Consider the following 17970-nt stretch of genomic DNA (forward strand, 5'->3'; position numbering starts at 1 on the left):
TTTATGTATATTATTTAGAAGCCAAGGCACCCATCGGATCCCAAGGAGCTAGGACAATCGGTTCTGCCTCATAAGCAGCCAATTCTTCCGCCGTCAACAGTTCCTTGCGGACGACGATTTGGTAGGTGTATTCGTCCATCCAGGCATCAGAAGCTACAAAGTAGCCATCTGTTCCGACTTTATCTCCCCAAGAATTCTCAACCTTCCATTTGAGAGAGCGTCCAGCTTCGTCCAGATCCACACCAGTCAAGACCATGGCATGGGTCATGAGACTTTCCGCATAATCTAAACGCCCTGCCTTATCTTGAGTCAGCTGGATATCCATTCCCGCTTCAAAATCGTAGACATCTGTCGCAAGGATTCCAGCTTTCCGGTTGCTGACTTGGCCGACATCCGATCCAAACCAAACAGTTTCCCCAGCTTTCATTTGGGAAATGGCCAATTCTTTCAAGCGCTCCATCGGAACGTTGAGGTAGCGGACTTCCCGGCTACCGACCACATTCCCCAGCATCTCAACTGTGTAGGACTGGCCATAAGGCTTGTCTGCCGTTGGCGCATTGATAACAGAAACGTAGTCCTCCAACTGAAGATCCACATATTTTTTGTAAAAACTTTGAGGTGTCAAGCCAGACTCTGTGTGGAAGTTATTGTCCTTATCGCGATAAGAGAAACTAAATGTACGAGGGGGCAAGCCCAGTGACATAGCTAAGAAATTAAAGATTTCTTGGAGGAGCTCTTCTTTCTTGCTTTGAAGCGTTGCTTGATTTGCTCCAGTCGCAAGCAATTCGCGCAGGATCTGCGCATCTTGACGCAACAATTTGTTTAAGTAGGTATTGAGCTCCCGGCTATTGCTAGATGAGATAGATTCTGGATAGACAGACTTGGGTACGACCCCATATTTTTCAAAAAGGGAAACGACCATATCCCATTGACCACCATCTTGTTGAGGGGTTTGAAGGAGGAAGGCCACCTTGCGGCTGGTCAAATCCTGGTCCGCTGTCGCAATGATTTGTTCCAAGAACCAGTTGGATTTTTCGTACTTGTCCCAGAAGAAGGTATGAGCTTGAGACAACTCAAAATCCTCTAATTGGAAGCTGGCAATCATTTTATGACGGAAGGTATTCAGAGCCGCAAACATCCAGCAACGACCTGAAGCTTTCTGGTCCGTCACCTTGTCCTTGGTTAAATCAAGAGAAAAGACGGGTGTATTTTCAACTGCACTTTTGCGTGTCTCTAAAGCTGCATGAATCCCATTGTGGGTGATGGCATTTTCAAGAGCCACAAATTTCACATTTGCTTGGTAATTCGCATAGAGTTGATCTGTAAATTCTTGTGTTAATTCTGACATAAGATTCTCCTTTGTAAAGCTACTTACCATTATAGACCATTGGCTAAAATCTTCAAGTAAAAATTGTTTTAAAGGTCAGAAGAATGGATAGTGTAGATTATTTGATCTCCGACATAGCCTTTTCTGGCAACAGCATTTGGGAGAGTAGCTAGATATTGCATCCCAGCTTTTTCCATAACCCTTCCCGAAGCAGGGTTCAAACTGACATACTTGGCCTGAATTTCCTTGAATCCCACCTCTACCAACAAAAAGTGTAAAACAGTCTGGAGGGCTTCTGTCATCAGACCTTGACCCCAGAAGTTCTTCCCTAGAATATAGCCGACTTCACACAGTTCTTTTTGTGGATTCTGAGAAACGACACTGATATCACCTATCACTTGTGTGGGATCATCTTTCTTGCAAATCGCCCATTTGTAGGTGTTTTCCTCTTGGTAATAAAGGAGCCATCTCTCAATTGAAGCTTGAGTCACTTGAGGATTTGTATGGGGATCCCAAGTCACATATTTAAGATTATCTGTATCAGACGCCCAATTTTCAAACATTGCCTTTGCATCCTCTACAACAAAGCGTCTTAGTAATAAACGCTTGGTCTTCAGTTCAATAGTACCCAATTTTCTCATTCTCTTTCCTCCTATCCTGTTTTAAAAAAGTCGGCTCAACCGACTTTTCTTTCCTATCAACGCCAGAAGGTATCAAATACCGTAATCGGTAGATGGCGTTTGTGTTGGCCTTTGTGCCACCAGTTTTCAATGGTTGCTTGAGCTTCCGGGCTAACTGATTTTCCTTCTAGGTAGTCATCAATTTCTGCATAGGTCACCCCAAGAGCTACTTCGTCAGCGATACCTGGCTTCTCCTCTTCCAAATCCGCAATCGGTACCTTTTCATACAAGGCTGGATCAGCTCCCAGTGCCTGAAGCAACTGCTTGCCTTGGCGCTTGTTAAGGCGGTAGAGAGGCAGAATATCGGCTCCGCCATCTCCAAACTTGGTAAAGAATCCTGTGATATTTTCGGCTGCATGGTCTGTCCCAATGACGGCTCCACTATAGGCACCTGCCAAGGCATACTGAGCAATCATCCGGCTCCGTGCCTTGATATTGCCCTTGTTAAAGTCTGAGACATCCGTTCCTGTCGCTTCGACAGCACGCTCCATGGCATCGACCGATTCCTTGATGTTCACGACCAGGCTGACGTCTGGCTGGATGAAGGCCAAGGCCTTTTGGGCATCTGCTTCATCTGCTTGGACACCGTAGGGCAAGCGGACTGCAACAAACTGATAACTAGCATCTCCAGTCTCTGCCCGCATTTCCTCCATGGCTAATTGAGCCAGGCGACCTGCTAGGGTCGAGTCCTGTCCTCCCGAAATTCCTAAGACAAAGGTCTTTAGAAAAGGATGTTTTTGCAGGTAGTCCTTCAAAAAATCAATCGACCGGCGAATCTCTTCTTGAGGATCAATGACTGGCTTGACCCCTAATTGGGCAATAATGTCTTCTTGTAGGCTCATTCTTCTTCACCTCCCAAGGCTTTCTGACGCATTTGATCAATGAGGTCCATCTTATCTTGCCATACATCCTTGGCCAAGTCCACTGGGTAATGTTGTGGATTGAGGACACGTTTGTACTCATCCCAGAGCTTGTCAAATTCCTTCCGAGCATAGGATTGGATATCCATCAAAGCTGGCAATTCGTAGACTAGTTTCCCATCTTTGAAAATATCGACCAAGAGCGGGATGGCATCAAAATCTCGAACTGTCTTCTTGATATAGGTATAGGTCGGATGGAACATCTTAATTTCTGTCAGTTCATTGACATCTACTCCATCATAAGTAATGTAATCCCCTTCAGATTTTCCTTTTTCCCGACTGGTAATCCGCCAAACTTGTTTCTTCCCTGGGGTTGAAACTTTTTCAGCATTGTTAGAAAGCTTGATGGTATTTCGCATTTGACCATTGTCGTCTTCGATAGCAACAATCTTATAGACTGCTCCGAGCGCTGGTTGGTCATAGGCTGTGATCAACTTAGTTCCGACACCCCAGACATCAATCTTAGCCTTTTGCATCTTCAAGTTGAGGATGGTGTTCTCATCCAAATCATTTGAAGCATAGATCTTCGCTTCTGTGAAACCAGCTTCATCCAACTGTTGGCGAACCTTTTTCGAGATGTAGGCAATATCTCCAGAGTCAATCCGCACTCCTAGGAAGTTGATACGATCGCCCATCTCACGCGCCACCTGAATCGCAGCTGGAACTCCGATGCGCAACGTATCATAGGTATCCACCAGGAAGACACAGTTGCGATGGGTCTCAGCATAGGCCTTGAAGGCTTTATAATCATCGCCATAGACCTGCACCAAGGCATGGGCATGTGTCCCAAGGACAGGGATGTCAAAGAGTTTTCCTGCACGTACGTTACTGGTTCCGCTAGCGCCTCCAATAACGGCTGCACGGGTTCCCCAAATAGCCGCATCCATTTCGTGCGCTCTACGAGTTCCGAACTCCATCAAAGGTTCGTCTTCGATCACAGCCTTGATCCGAGCGGCTTTTGTGGCAATCAAGGTTTGGAAATTGACAATATTGAGGAGGGCCGTTTCAACCAACTGACACTGGGCAAGCGGTCCTTCTACTTGGACAATCGGCTCATTGGCAAAGACCAGGTCCCCTTCTTTGGCAGAACGAACAGTCAATTCCATTTTAAAATTTTTCAAGTAATCCAAGAAGGCTCCTTCGTAGCCTAAGGATTCTAAGTAGGCAATATCCGACTCTGAAAAACGTAGATTCTTCAAATAGTTGACAATGCGCTCAAGACCTGCAAAGACGGCATAGCCATTTTTGAAGGGTTGCTGGCGGAAATAGGCTTCGAAGACCGCCTTTTTATTGTGGATGCCTTGCTCAAAGTAAACCTGCATCATATTGATTTGGTACAAATCAGTATGGAGAGTTAAACTATCATCTGGGTACATGTTTGATCCCTCTTCTTTTTTTACGTCATGGTACCAGTCACGCTCTGTCAACTGGCACAGTCCAAAATAATTTTAAACACATTATAGCACATTTTAAGCAGGACCACATGAGTTTAATCCGGGTTAAGCCTCATTTTTATCGTAAAAAAGAAGGGATCTTCGCCTCTTTCCATCAGACGAACATCCCTTTCTTCTCTCTTATTCTTCGTGTTCAGTAATATATTTATAAGCTTCTTGACCGGCGACAGCGCCATCCCCAACCGCTGTGGTGACCTGACGAAGATCTTTTTGGCGGACATCTCCAACCGCAAAGACACCCGGCACGGAGGTCTTCATATGATCATCAGTGATCACCCAACCTTGGTCGTCTAGAATACCGAGGTCTTTGGCAAAGTCACTGACAGGATCCAAGCCCACATAGATAAAGACACCACCAGCTGCTTGCTCGCGAACCTCACCAGTTTGAACATCTTTTAAGACCAGACTGGTCACACGGTTGTCCCCTTTGATCTCTTCGACCACTGTATTCCAAGCAAAGTGAATCTTTTCATTGGCAAAAGCTCGGTCTTGAAGAACTTTTTGGGCACGTAGGGCATCGCGTCGATGAACAATGGTAACAGACTTAGCAAACTGAGTCAGGAAGATTGCCTCTTCAACCGCAGAATCTCCTCCACCAACAACCATGAGGTCTTCATCTCGGAAGAAGGCGCCATCACAGACAGCGCAATAAGAAACCCCACGACTATTTAATTCTTCTTCACCTGGAACTCCCAACAAGCGATGGTTAGAACCAGTCGCAATAATAACGGTCTTGGCTTGCAAGAGGCCATCATCTGTCGTAATTTCCTTGTAGCTTCCTTGATCCACAATGTTTTCAGCTCTACCGAACAAGTGTTCCACACCTAGGGCTTCTAGAGGTTCAAACATCTTTTCAGCCAATTCAGGTCCACTGATATTGGCATAGCCTGGATAATTCTCGATATCGGACGTATTGTTCATCTGTCCGCCAGGAATTCCAGCTTCTAACAAGGCAACCTTTAGATTGCTGCGGGCTGCATACAAGGCTGCAGTCATTCCCGCAGGTCCTGCGCCGATAATCAGTGTATCATACATAAGCTTCTCCTTTTGTTGTAACTATCTTGATTCTAACTCCAATTGAACCATTTTGCAATTATCTTGCTCGAAGAATAAACAGAACTCCGATAACTGCAAAGGTAAGAACTGGAATTGTCATAATATCAATTAATAAAATATCATAGAGGTGTAACTGGCGTTCCTTAGCTGTTTTATCCGTCTTACGAGCCGCTCGCAAGCCTATCCAAATAGCTGAAGCAACCAACACCCCAATTGAAGTGATGATTAGGCTCTCGATATAGAGAGATAGCAATTGGTTTAACATAAGATCTCCTTAGTATCCAAGATTGGAATGAGGGGACGAGATGCCGATTCGTTTCGTTCACCATTGGATCAACTTGAAACTTCTATCTATGCGGAAAAATGAACTACTAATAATCCTCTTTTCCTGAGGCACCTACTCAAAGAAAAATCCGAGTCTGAAACATCGCGTTCCAGACTCGAGCTCTTATATATTATATCAAACAAATGTTCGTTTGTAACTAGCAAAGAATTCTTTTGTCCGCTCTTCTTTAGGAGCTTTCATAATCTCTTCTGGTGTCCCAGATTCAATAATTTTCCCCTTGTCGAGGAACAAGACCTTGTCTGCCACCTGGGAAACAAAGCTCATATCATGACTGACCAGAATCATGGTTTGACCTGCCTGAGCTGCTGCTGCAATGGCTTTTTCTACCTCTCCGACCAATTCCGGATCGAGGGCTGAAGTTGGCTCATCCAATAAGAGGACTTCTGGCTTCATGGCTAGGGCACGTGCCAAGGCCACCCGCTGTTTCTGCCCTCCTGACAAATGACGAGGGTAATGGGTTTCGCGGTCCGACAGACCGACTTTTGCGAGTTCTTCTTTGGCAATCTTGGTCGCTTCCTGGTCGGATAAGCCTTTGACGACGACCAAACCTTCCTTGACGTTGTCCAAGGCTGTCTTGCGGCTGAAAAGATTAAACTGTTGAAAGACCATAGCTAGCTTTCTTCGAAGGGTCAGGATATCGTCCTTGCTGATGTTTTCAAAGTCTACCTTTTCCCCATTGATCTCAATGCTGCCACTATCCGGAGCTTCCAGATAATTCAAACTTCTCAAGAAGGTTGATTTCCCAGCTCCAGAAGAACCGATCAAAGCAACAACTTCCCCTTTTTGAACTTCCAAATCGAGATGGTCTAGGACCACTTGACCGGAAAAAGATTTTGATAATTGTGAAATCCGAATCATGCTGCTCGTTCCTCCTCTTGCAAGGTTTGGGTAACAACTTTTGGATCTTTGATAGAGAGTACCTGTTCGATCCAACGTCCCAATTGTTCAATCAAAATATTAATGGCCCAGTAGATCAATGAAACAGAGATAAAGCGCTCGAAGTAGCGACTGTCATTCCCCGACATAATCTTGGCTTGGGCAAAGATTTCCAAAACACCTGCATAAAAGGCCAGGGAAGTCCCCTTGGTCAAACCAATCAAAGAGTTGATCAAGGTCGGAGTCGCAACCACGGCTGCATTTGGAATAATAATCCGACGATAAACTTGGGCATTGGTCATCCCGAGACTCTTCGCTGCTTCGATTTCTCCCGCATCAACAGACAAAATCGCAGCCCGAATGGTCTCACTGGCATAGGCCGCCTCATTGAAGGCAAAGGCCACAATGACAAATAAATGGGCTGGTACATCGTTGATATTAAAGGCTGTCCCATATTGTTGGTTAATGGCCTTCAATAGGAGCGGGATTCCATAGTAGGTCAGCATCAACTGAACCAAAATTGGTGTCCCTCTTAAAAAACTCACAAACAAGGCTTGGATCGGGTAAAGGATTTTTACCCGATTGATTTTGACAATGGCAAACAATAGGGCTAGCAATAAACCAAAAAAGGCTCCTGCCAAGGTTAACAAAATCGTATTTGGAAGCTCTTTTAAAATTCCTGGAATTGCTTCAAAAACGACGCGTAGGTTAAAGATTTCTCCTTCTGGTATCCATTTTAAAAACTCTTCGTACCAGCCGGATGCCAGATAAGTAGTTGTAAACATCTTCGTTACTTCCTCCCTCGATAATGAATCATTCTATCATATTTACAGTTAAAATACTGAGTTTTGCTATTGATTGTTCGTAAATCATGCTTCAGGTCTGATGTGATCTCAAGCAAGCATCTTCTTTAAGAGCAAAAAATAGACTATCTATAGATAGTCTATCACAAAATAAATCAGCGACCAAATAGTTAATTTTTATGGAAATCTTTAAATTTCTTTATCACTAAAAGGTTTGACGTTTGGCCTTTCTTTCTGCCCGACCACGAGCACGATTCTCAGCTCGCTTAGCTTTACGACGTTTCTCGTCCACAGCCCATTTGATTTTTTTCTTGTAGCCTGGTTTGATTTTTTTCTTTTTCTTCTTGACCAAGCCGATCATCTCAATATCGAGTTTTTCTTGGCGTTTTTCACGATTAGCCCGACGGTCCCGGTCATAGGTATCCTCGATAGCTCCAGCCTTCAAGACCTTAGGGAAAAACTGGATGCCTAATTTTTCAAGCTCCCGAATGTCTGAGTCATCACTCGGTTGATAGAGGGTGATCGCTGTACCAGGAAGACCATTCCGACCAGTCCGGCCAACACGGTGAACAAAGAAGGATAAGTCTTGTGGAATAGCATCGTTGATGACATGACTGACCCCTTCAATATCAATACCACGCGCTGCCAAGTCCGTCGCCACGATATATTCAAAATCCAGGTTTTTGACTTGGTTCATGATGCGCTTACGCTCCCGCGGAGGAACCCCTCCATGGATTTTAGCGACCTTAAGCCCCTTCTCTACCAGAAAAGCATGCAAATCGTCCGCTCTATCCTTGGTGTTCACAAAAATCATAGCTAGATAAGGTTGAAGAGCCTGGGTTAGTTGATAGACTTGCTCATTCTTATCTCGCCCTTTTGTCGATACCAACCAGTTATCAATGGTGTCCGAGATCACCGTTTTGGTTTTGATCTGCTCCATGACAGGGTTAGACAAATATTTCTTCAAGAAGGGTTGTAACTTTTGTGGAATCGTTGCTGAGAAGACTAAAAACTGAAGCTTCTTTGGAAGACTGGATGCAATCTTGTCTACCGTCGTCAAAAAGCCCATATCGAGAGTCATATCCGCCTCATCAACCACAAAAGTGTGAGCCTTATGAATAGCCAAGTCTCCAGAAGCGACCAAATCATAGATCCGTCCAGGTGTCCCAATGACAATATGGGGTTGGGCTACTTGGAGCTTATCGATTTGACGAGCCTTATCAGTTCCCCCAACGTAGTTGGCAATCCGAATTTCTTTTTCACAATGGCTAGCAATCTGACGAGCCGCTTGGTAAATCTGTGTGGCCAATTCCCGACTAGGCGCTGTAATGACCACTTCGACATTGCTACTATCCTCATTTAAGGTTTGAAAAATTGGTAAGAGGAAAGTATGGGTCTTCCCTGATCCTGTTTTAGATTCACCGACCAGATCACGGCCTGCTAAAACAATCGGGATCAGCTTTTCTTGAACTTCTGTTGCTTCGATAAAATTAATCTCTTTTAAGGCCTCTTGGATATAGTCCTTAAACTTAAAATCTGTAAATTTCATTCTCTTATCCTTTCATCATCTCCACTATTATATCAAAAAACTCCTCTTCCCGCTCTTCTTTTGGACAGCAATTCCTAGCCAGCGAAAAAGGCTGAGATAGCAATCCCAACCTTTTATGATTCATGGCTTATGAATTGATCAAATAGTAGATCAAGAGGGTCAAGGCGCTCATTCCTGCACCAACACTCCAGAGAAAGGCATCGACCTTCCACTCAGACCATTTAGGTCCATTACCTGACAGACCACCTAATTCTAAATGGTGATGGAAAGGCGTCATGCGGAAGATCCGGCGTCCTTCCCCTGTCCGTTTTTTCGTCCATTTGAAATAGGACACCTGGAGCATGACAGAGCTAGTCTCAAAGACGTAGACAATCCCAATCAAGAGCAAGGTCCACTCTACGTGGAGAGCCATGGATAGAGTCGCAAGCATCCCACCTAGGGCTAGGCTTCCAACATCTCCCATGAAAATCTTGGCCGGCTTGTGGTTGTAGACGAAGAAACCTAATAGAGCTCCAATCATACTAATCGTTACAAAAAGGATATCGATTCGTCTTTGCCAAACAGCGATGATGGAATAAGCGATCAAGCTGATGGTTACCGAAATACTTGCCAAGCCATCAATCCCGTCCGTTAAGTTGACTGCATTTGAAAAACCAACCAACCAGAACAAGGCAAAGACAATATAGAAATGTCCCAAATAGACATCCCAACCAAAGACATTGAGAAGACTACCAGCTCCATGGCGTTCAGAGAAGAGATAGAAAATGATCCCTCCCAACAATTGCAGGGCTAATTTTTGCTTGGGATTCAGCCCTTCATTAATCTTACGAAAAACTTTTAAGAAGTCATCTAAGAAACCGACGATTCCATACAAGACCAAAATAAAGAGAATTAATTGAACAGGTCGCGTAAAGTTCCCAGTTAAAAAGCTAAAAACAAGGGTGACAAAGACTGAAGTGATCAAGAAGACCACTCCCCCCATAGTAGGAGTGCCCGCCTTGGCTTTGTGTTGCTTCACATCTTCGTGCATTTGTTGCCCCGAAATATGGGCCCGTTGATAGAAACGGATAAAGGCAGGAATGCCAATAACCGTCAGTATAAAGGATACTACTAGGGTAGCAAGTAACATATCAATCTCCTAATGTAATTGTTATTTTCTTCGTCTTCTTTAAAGCAGTTTCTACTTTGACGTTTTGTTTGCTCACACGAGAACCTTCCCCTTTATAGGTGACCTCAATGCCCGTCCATTCCGCAAATTTATCAACATTTTCCTTGGTCCAGCCATACATATCAGGAACTGAATCCAAATCATCTGTCAACAATAATACTTGCTCATTTGCCTTTAATTTTGTTCCTGCTGAAACTGACATCTTTTTAATATTTTTTCCAGTTCCTAGGACGACAGGCTGGATCAGATTGCGACGCAGTTCATCTGCGAAGCCACCTGGACTGATGGTCTGCTTCAACTTCAATTCTTTCGACAAGGATTCTGCCGACGGCATCTTATAGGTATCCTCTTTCGTGACCCCATCTAAGGCCTTGGTTTCTGATACCAGATTCAATTCATCCTTCAAAGCAACCGCATCTTCTAGAACTGGATTAACCAGTTCTTGCCAACTCTTTGGACTAAAGCTGACTTCAGGCTGTTGAACCGTCACATACATAATGAAATCTGGATCTTCAGCCGGTGTCATGACAACAATCGAGTTGATATTGTCATTTTCGCCTTCCAAATATCCATTAGCTGTTGCAATTTGGGCCGTCCCTGATTTGACAGCAACATTTTGTCCAGCTACTTGAATAATAGGACCATCCGACGAGTAGAGAGTACCGAATTGAGGATCGGTCCCTACCGTAATCATGTAATTACGAGTCTGCTGAGCAGCTGAAGCAGAAACTGGATTGCCGACGACCTCTCTTTGTGATTTACGAGCGGATTCATGCTTGCCGTCGTAGATCGCACTGATAAATTTAGGCTCTAACATTTCCCCATCATTGGCAATGGCAGAGAATGCTCGCAACATCTGCGTTTGAGTAACGGATATCCCCTGACCAAAAGAAGACATGGCTTGAGTGACATAGTTATCACCTGGCAAGCCTCCAAAACTTTCGTCTCCCATACCAAAACGCGTAGGAAGTCCAAATTTAAAGAGAGTGAGGTAATTCATCCAAACATTATTGCCCATCTTCTGTTCAAGCTTGGTCATCCCAATGTTACTTGAATAGGCGAAACCTTGGGCAATATTCATATAGCGACCTTCTGACAAGCCCATATTAATTTCCCAGTCTTTGATGATCGCGTCTTTTACTTGCAGTTCGTTATTGTAATATACCTCATTATAGGCTGGGAAAGTCCCATGATCAATCGCTGCGGCCAAGGTCATGACCTTCATAGTCGAACCTGGTTCGTACTGATCCTGGTAAAGAATCGTATTCCAAGTTCTCAAATTCTTGATATCCAGACCTTCTTTGGTATCTGCATTATAGGTAGGACGTTGAGTAGTCGCCAGGATTTCCCCTGTTTTGGCACTCACTAGGGTCGCACTGACAAATTTGCCTTTTACCTTTTCTTGGAATACATCCATTCTGGTTTCGAGATAGGTTTGCAGTTCTGCAGAAAGGGTTGTATAAACATCCTTTCCATCTTCTGTCTTCACGGCAACCTTGTCTGATCCCGGCACAATATTTCCGTTACGATCCTTTTCATAGGTCACAACTCCATCCTGACCACCCAAGATACGATCCAAGGATTTTTCTATTCCCGTTGTTCCCTGCAGGGTTTTATTGCCTTCTTTATCTTCTACCAATTGAGCTTGACCGATAAATTGAGAGGCAAAGGTCCCATTTTTATAACTCCGGTTTGGACTCGTCGTAAAATCAACACCTTTAATGTTGGCAGCTTCTAATTCACTCCGGATAGCATCCATATTGCTATAGCTGATATCGTTCCCCGCCGCACCAAAAGAAACTTGGTTGAGCTTCTTTTGAGACAGTTGTTGGACGACATAATCTTTTTCCATCCCCAAATAACGATTAAAAACGTCCGCTACTTGGTTGTATTGGCTTTCTTCAACGTATAAAACTTCACCTTTTGCTGATTTATAAGTTTTGTCGATGATAGCATAAACATTATAAGTCGTCGCATCTTCAGCAATGACAGCTCCATTTCGATCATAAATTGTTCCTCGTTTGGCTGGAACAATCTCAGTTTTCTGATGGACCTGATGCGATAACTCAGATAAATTTTTTCCAAATTTGCTATCTGTGCCAATAATGACTGCAAAATTAATAAGAAAAATGAAGAAAACAAGAATGGAAAGCAAACTTAAATTCTTAGCTACTTGCCGACGATTTTGGTCTGGAAGTTTCCTTTTTTTAAGGGAATAACGAATGATTTTCTTCTTTAATTTACTCATCGCTACTTGAACTCACCACTTTTCGATTTTCTTTTTGGAGGGTCATCCCCTGAGAACTAGCTAACTTAGACAAGCGTTCATATCGAGTCAACTCATTAACTTCTTGTCGGATATCTTCTAGTTCAGTCTCTTTTGTTTTTAGTTCCGTATTGAGGTTTGTCAAATCGCTTTGAACTTGTAGAATCCGCGTCTGCATAAAAATAATACTGACAGCGAGAATAATCCCTGTTAGGACAATCGAGCCATAAAAAGCTTTTTCTACTCTTGTAAAGCGACGAATACGATCTTGCAATTGACTGCCCCGAGATCGTAATGGTTGATCTGCCATGTTTATTTCCTCTTACTTATGAATTTTTCGAGCAACCCGCAATTTTGCAGAATGAGCTCGGTTGTTCTTCTCTAACTCTTCTTGGCTTGGAAGAATCGGTTTTCGAGAGACTAATTCCATTTTTGGTTTTAGGTCCTCTGGGATGAAAGGCAAGCCCTTCGGTACTTCTACTGTAGAAGCTTCTTTAAACAATTGTTTGGTCAAACGATCTTCCAAGGAATGAAAGGTAATGACTGAGATACGACCACCAACTGCCAATAAATCCATGGCCTGCTGGATTGATTCATCCGCCGCTCCCAATTCATCGTTGACTTCAATTCGAATCGCCTGGAAAATTTGTTTGGCTGGATGCCCCTTTTTCTTTAGTTCCTTAGCCGGTTTTGCCGATTTGATGATTTCAGCCAATTCTGTCGTCGTTTCAATCGGTTTTACCGCACGCGCTTGTTCGATCTTTCTAGCAATTTGCTTGGAAAACTTATCTTCCCCATACTTGAAAAAGATTCGGACTAGATCGTGGTAATCATAGTTGTTGACCACGTCATAAGCCGTCAAAGAGGCTTCTTGATTCATCCGCATGTCCAAGGGAGCATCTTTTTTATAAGAAAAACCGCGAGACCGCTCATCTAACTGGGGACTAGAAACTCCTAAATCATAACAGATTCCATCAATCTCATTGACTCCCAATTCTTGGAGACGTGCTTGAAGATTCCGGAAATTGTCTTTGATGAAGGTTACCATGCCCTTTTCAACATAAGGAGCTAATCGTTTCTCCGCATTATCAATCGCATGCTGATCCTGGTCAAAGGCATATAAATGTCCTTTTTCACTTAATTGACTTAATAAATATTCGCTATGGCCAGCTCCACCTAGAGTGGCATCCACATAGATTCCATCTGGCTTTACATCCAGCATATCAATCGTTTCATGGAGCAAGACCGTTACATGATGAAATTCTTTACTCATATCCTATCTATTTTACCACAAATCTGACCAGGATGCACTTGAGATTCTCTTCTCTATCTGCTCATCATTTTCGGATAAAAAGTCCCTATTCTTCAAAAGCTCATCCTATCAACCAATAGACCGAGAGAAGCAATTTGTGATACAATAATTCCATGAAAGATAAGAAATACCTCCTCCTTGGCCTGCTAGTGGCCGATCTAATTGCAGTCTACTTTTTCCTACGCACCCCTGTCCCTTGGATTTTTTGGACAGCAACCTTCGTTCTTGCCGTCTCCATTTGGATTTTTAAAAATCAATGGAAAAACTACAAAAATAGAGATAAGGATTCAGAGTAGCCCATATAGAACAAGAAAACTCGATCAGTTCAACTTCTGATCGAGTTTTCTATTGTCTATTTATGAATTGGGATCATCCAAACTACGGCCGTGCAAACCTTTCTCTCGTTGTACTTGGCGTAGTTTCTCAGGTGTCACATCGTTACCTTCTTCGTCCACCACTTTAATTCCTTCGATATGGTGGCGAACGGAGCGACGGTATCCTTCAATGTATTCTTCACGAAGTTTTGCTTGTTCCACTTCTTCTTCTGGCGTCAAACCTTCAGTTTTTTTCTTTTTAGCAAGCTCATTGATGCGAGCGATTTTTTCAGGTGTCATAATAAGACCTACTTTCTACCTGTCATCAGGTACTTATTTTGTGTTCAATTGGTTGAAGGCTGCAACATTATTAGCTTTCGCTACAAGGCCTGCAAGAAGGGCCAGACGGTTGTTTTTAACAGCCTCATCTTCTGCCATTACCATGGTATTGTCAAAGAAATCATCGATGATTGGGCTAAGAGCAAAGAGTTGAGCCAATTTGTCACTAGCTGCACCAGTCAATTCAAGCTCTTCAATCGCTTTGGCAAGAGCTTTTTCTTGATCATTTTCAAAGAGACTAGCATCGACTGCTACTGAAGCATCTGCTTTTTCTGCCAAGTTGAAGGCACGAGAGAGGGACTCAACAGCCGCCTTGTAACCATCGGTCTTCGCAACTTCTGAAAGAGCTTCAGCTGCTTCCAGCATATCAGCCACGACAAAGTTTGAACCAGCAAGAACAGCATCTTTGATATCTTTTGGTGTGCGTCCCATCATCTTGTCCACACGCGCCTTGATGAAGTTGAGCACTTCTGCTTGATTGTCATAAGAAAGGCTATCAAATGAAAGTCCATAAAGGCTGTCAATCAACTCATCCATAGGAATATTCCACCCAAAGGCATCCAAGATCCGAACAATCCCTTGTGTTGCACGGCGAAGCGCATATGGGTCATTGGAACCTGATGGAATCAAGCCAACTGAGAAGAAGGAAAGAAGGGTATCCAATTTATCCGCAAGGGCAAGAATGGCACCAACCTTAGTCTCTGGAAGAGCTCCGTCTGCTGAATCAGGAAGGTAGTGCTCACGGATAGCTGTCGCTACTGCTGCATCTTCACCAGCGAGAAGGGCATATTTTTCACCCATGATTCCCTGCAATTCATCGAACTCTCCAACCATACCCGTCAAGAGGTCAAATTTATAGATTTCAGCTGCACGAGCTACGGCTGCCTTTTCTTCTGCAGTCAAACCAGCTTGCTCAGCTAGTGACGCTGCAATGACACCAGCACGCGCCATGTGTTCAGAAAGAGAACCAATTTTTTCATGGAAGGTTACGTGTGCCAATTTAGCAACCAGGTCTTCAATCTTAAGTTTTTGGTCTTCACGCCAGAAGAATTCACCATCTTCAAGACGTGCCACCAATACTTTTTCATTTCCTCGAACAACATTTTCCAAGTGCTCAGCGTTCCCATTACGGACGGAGATGAAGTTTGGTTTCAGCTGACCATCCAGGTCACGTACCACAAAGTACCGTTGGTGCGTTTCCATTGAGGTCACCAAAACTTCTTCTGGAACATCCAAATATTTGGTGTCGAAGCTTCCCATAAAGGCCGTTGGGTATTCGACCAAGTTCAAGACTTCATTCAAAAGGCCTTCTTCGATTTGGACTTTTACTCCTTCTGCAGCCTCGATAGCCTTGATTTGCTCACGAATCATGTTTTCACGTTCTTTGCTATCCGCAATCACGTAAACGGTACGAAGGTCTTCTTCATAAGAATCCGCATTGGTAATTTCCACTTCATGTCCAAGGAAACGGTGTCCACGACTCACACGACCTGACTGGATATCCAAGAAATCAAGGTCAAGCGCTTCATCACCCAAAAGAACAATCAAGGTGTGAACTGGGCGAATGTATTCAAAGGTGTTGTTAGCCCAGTGCATGCTAACAGGGAAGGTCATTGAAGCAAGCACTTCTGGAAGGCCAGCCAAGACTTCTTTGGCAGGTTTTCCAGCTTCGTGCTTCGTAACATAAACGTACTCTTCCCCTTTGACTTCACGAAATTCGATATCATCTACTGTCAAGCCTTTCCCGCGGACGAATCCTTGCGCTGCTTTTGAGAAGTTTCCATCTGCATCCAAGGCGATTTTCTTAGAAGGTCCTTTAAAATCTTCAGTCAAATCCGATTGTTGATCCGCCAAACCAATCACACGAACAGCCAAACGGCGTGGTGTTGAGAATGTTTGAATGCTTTCGTATGAAAGTCGGTTGTCATCCAAGAAGGCTGCCATTTTTTCACCCAGTTGTTTTTCACTTGGTGTGACAACGTAGGCCGGCAACTCTTCAAGTCCAAGTTCTACTAATAAGTTTTTTGTCATGTTTTTTCTCCGAAAAATATCTTTTTTTCCAGTTTGCCTTATGTGATTGGCACGCAAGCAACCGACTTCGTCGTTTCATTGCTAAAATTGGAGCCTAAAGTCTCCAATTTTGCCTGGTATCGTTAGTTTCTCTAACGATACCTTTATCACTGCGGCAACTGGTTCTGTAGGATTGCTCGATCAGCCAATCCCATCTAATACGCTCTCTTTATTCTTCCTCTTCTGCTAGGAGTTTTGCGCGTGTGGCTTCGTCGAGAAGTGGGTAACCAAGTTTCTTGCGTTCTGCGACGAAGGTTTTGGCTACGACACGAGCCAAGTTACGGATGCGGGCAATGTAGCCAGCGCGTTCTGTAACAGAAACAGCACCACGAGCATCAAGCAAGTTGAAGGTGTGTGAGCATTTCAAAACATAGTCATAGGCTGGGTGAACAAGGCCCAATTCCAAAGCACGTCCTGCTTCTTTTTCAAATTTCTCAAAGTTTTCAAGCAACATATCTTGGTCAGAAACTTCAAAGCTGTATTTTGAGTGTTCATATTCTGGTTGAAGGAAGATTTCTCCGTATTTAACACCTGGAGCCCACTCGATATCATAGACTGAGTCTACTTCTTGGATGTAAGAAGCTAAACGCTCCAACCCATAAGTGACCTCAGCGGTAACAGGACCAGTTGCCAAACCACCAACTTGTTGGAAATAAGTGAACTGAGTGATTTCCATACCGTCAAGCCAAACTTCCCAACCAAGACCAGCCGAACCAGTTGATGGGTTTTCCCAGTTATCTTCAACGAAACGAATATCGTGTTCCAAAGGATTGATCCCCAATTTTTCCAATGACTCAAGGTAGAGTTCTTGGATATTTGAAGGCGATGGTTTCATGACCACTTGGAATTGGTGGTGTTGGTAAAGACGGTTTGGGTTTTCTCCGTAACGTCCATCAGCTGGACGACGTGATGGCTCTACATAAGCCGCATTCCATGGCTCAGGACCAATGGCACGAAGGAAGGTGTAAGGACTCATGGTTCCCGCACCCTTTTCGTTATCATAAGCCTGCATGAGCATACAACCCTGGTCATTCCAGTATTGTTGCAAAGTCAAAATAATTTCTTGGAAGGTTAGTTTTTTAGACATCTTCTTCTCCTTTTTATAATTTCTTGCGACACGAGTCTGCCTCGTCGATCATACGAGGCAAGACGAGTTAGTACTGCGTCTAGCTCAGGCAGCCTAGTGCTGAGCGTGGGGCAGTCCGACTGTAAGGAGGTCTCTGCCACTGACACAGTGAAATGTTAATTTCTTAGACATGATTACTCCTTTTTTAATTCTTGCGACTTTGGATACAAAAAAACCGTGTCTTTGCTCCTAAGTCAAGTGACCTAGGGGCGTCAAAAACGCGGTTCCACCCTAATTTATTACTTCATTTTATTCTACTGTACTCAGCTATCTACTGAGAGAAAGCGCCACTTGCTTATCTTGTTCTGCTTGGCTTTCACTATCCCAAGCTCGCTAAAAAAACGCCATAAGCCTTTCTTTCTTG

General features: G+C 43.8%; 16 protein-coding genes. All 16 read right to left on the reverse strand.

Annotated elements, in window-relative coordinates:
- Nucleotides 1-10 precede the first annotated feature (10 nt).
- The gene (pepC, locus tag EAI95_RS09590) at nt 11-1348 is read right to left on the reverse strand and encodes an aminopeptidase C (RefSeq protein WP_129822835.1); all 1338 of its coding nucleotides are present in this window, start codon (nt 1346-1348) and stop codon (nt 11-13) included.
- 68 nt (nt 1349-1416) lie between these two features.
- Nucleotides 1417-1968 carry a GNAT family N-acetyltransferase gene (locus tag EAI95_RS09595; protein WP_129822837.1) on the reverse strand — a complete coding sequence of 184 codons (552 nt, stop codon included), beginning with the start codon at nt 1966-1968 and terminating at the stop codon, nt 1417-1419.
- A gap of 56 nt (nt 1969-2024) precedes the next feature.
- Entirely contained in the window at nt 2025-2849 is an 825-nt protein-coding gene (gene nadE, locus EAI95_RS09600) for an ammonia-dependent NAD(+) synthetase (RefSeq protein ID WP_129270655.1), read from the reverse strand.
- Nucleotides 2846-4303, reverse strand: coding sequence for a nicotinate phosphoribosyltransferase (locus EAI95_RS09605; protein WP_129822839.1), 1458 nt, complete (start codon nt 4301-4303; stop codon nt 2846-2848). Before EAI95_RS09605 ends, nadE begins: the two co-directional genes overlap by 4 nt.
- A gap of 198 nt (nt 4304-4501) precedes the next feature.
- Nucleotides 4502-5416 carry a thioredoxin-disulfide reductase gene (gene trxB, locus EAI95_RS09610; RefSeq protein WP_023027724.1) on the reverse strand — a complete coding sequence of 305 codons (915 nt, stop codon included), beginning with the start codon at nt 5414-5416 and terminating at the stop codon, nt 4502-4504.
- 58 nt (nt 5417-5474) lie between these two features.
- Nucleotides 5475-5702, reverse strand: coding sequence for a DUF4059 family protein (locus tag EAI95_RS09615; protein WP_006596860.1), 228 nt, complete (start codon nt 5700-5702; stop codon nt 5475-5477).
- 195 nt (nt 5703-5897) lie between these two features.
- Complete coding sequence (locus tag EAI95_RS09620) at nt 5898-6641, reverse strand: amino acid ABC transporter ATP-binding protein (protein ID WP_129822841.1); 744 nt, start codon at nt 6639-6641, stop codon at nt 5898-5900.
- Nucleotides 6638-7444 (reverse strand): amino acid ABC transporter permease, encoded by an 807-nt coding sequence (locus tag EAI95_RS09625; RefSeq protein ID WP_129822843.1) that lies wholly within the window; start codon nt 7442-7444, stop codon nt 6638-6640. Before EAI95_RS09625 ends, EAI95_RS09620 begins: the two co-directional genes overlap by 4 nt.
- Before the next feature lie 223 nt (nt 7445-7667).
- Nucleotides 7668-9011, reverse strand: coding sequence for a DEAD/DEAH box helicase (locus EAI95_RS09630; RefSeq protein ID WP_129822845.1), 1344 nt, complete (start codon nt 9009-9011; stop codon nt 7668-7670).
- Nucleotides 9012-9138: 127 nt separating this feature from the next.
- Complete coding sequence (gene mraY / locus EAI95_RS09635; protein WP_129270649.1) at nt 9139-10140, reverse strand: phospho-N-acetylmuramoyl-pentapeptide-transferase; 1002 nt, start codon at nt 10138-10140, stop codon at nt 9139-9141.
- A 1-nt stretch (nt 10141) separates the two neighbouring features.
- Nucleotides 10142-12427 (reverse strand): penicillin-binding protein PBP2X, encoded by a 2286-nt coding sequence (pbp2X, locus tag EAI95_RS09640; RefSeq protein WP_129822847.1) that lies wholly within the window; start codon nt 12425-12427, stop codon nt 10142-10144.
- The gene (ftsL, locus tag EAI95_RS09645; protein ID WP_006596866.1) at nt 12420-12755 is read right to left on the reverse strand and encodes a cell division protein FtsL; all 336 of its coding nucleotides are present in this window, start codon (nt 12753-12755) and stop codon (nt 12420-12422) included. Before ftsL ends, pbp2X begins: the two co-directional genes overlap by 8 nt.
- 12 nt (nt 12756-12767) lie before the next feature.
- Nucleotides 12768-13718, reverse strand: a complete 951-nt coding sequence (gene rsmH / locus EAI95_RS09650; RefSeq protein ID WP_006596867.1) for a 16S rRNA (cytosine(1402)-N(4))-methyltransferase RsmH — start codon at nt 13716-13718, stop codon at nt 12768-12770.
- 395 nt (nt 13719-14113) lie between these two features.
- Nucleotides 14114-14371: a DUF896 family protein gene (locus EAI95_RS09660; protein WP_023920274.1), complete on the reverse strand. Its 258-nt coding sequence runs from the start codon at nt 14369-14371 to the stop codon at nt 14114-14116.
- A 33-nt stretch (nt 14372-14404) separates the two neighbouring features.
- A complete protein-coding gene (gene glyS / locus EAI95_RS09665; RefSeq protein ID WP_129822851.1) occupies nt 14405-16441 on the reverse strand; it encodes a glycine--tRNA ligase subunit beta in 2037 nt (678 codons plus the stop codon).
- 208 nt (nt 16442-16649) lie between these two features.
- On the reverse strand, nt 16650-17567 hold the full coding sequence (gene glyQ / locus EAI95_RS09670) for a glycine--tRNA ligase subunit alpha (protein ID WP_000038760.1): 918 nt from the start codon (nt 17565-17567) through the stop codon (nt 16650-16652).
- Nucleotides 17568-17970 lie beyond the last annotated feature (403 nt).

It is taken from the genome of Streptococcus sp. bf_0095, assembly GCF_004166885.1.
GTDB lineage: Bacteria > Bacillota > Bacilli > Lactobacillales > Streptococcaceae > Streptococcus.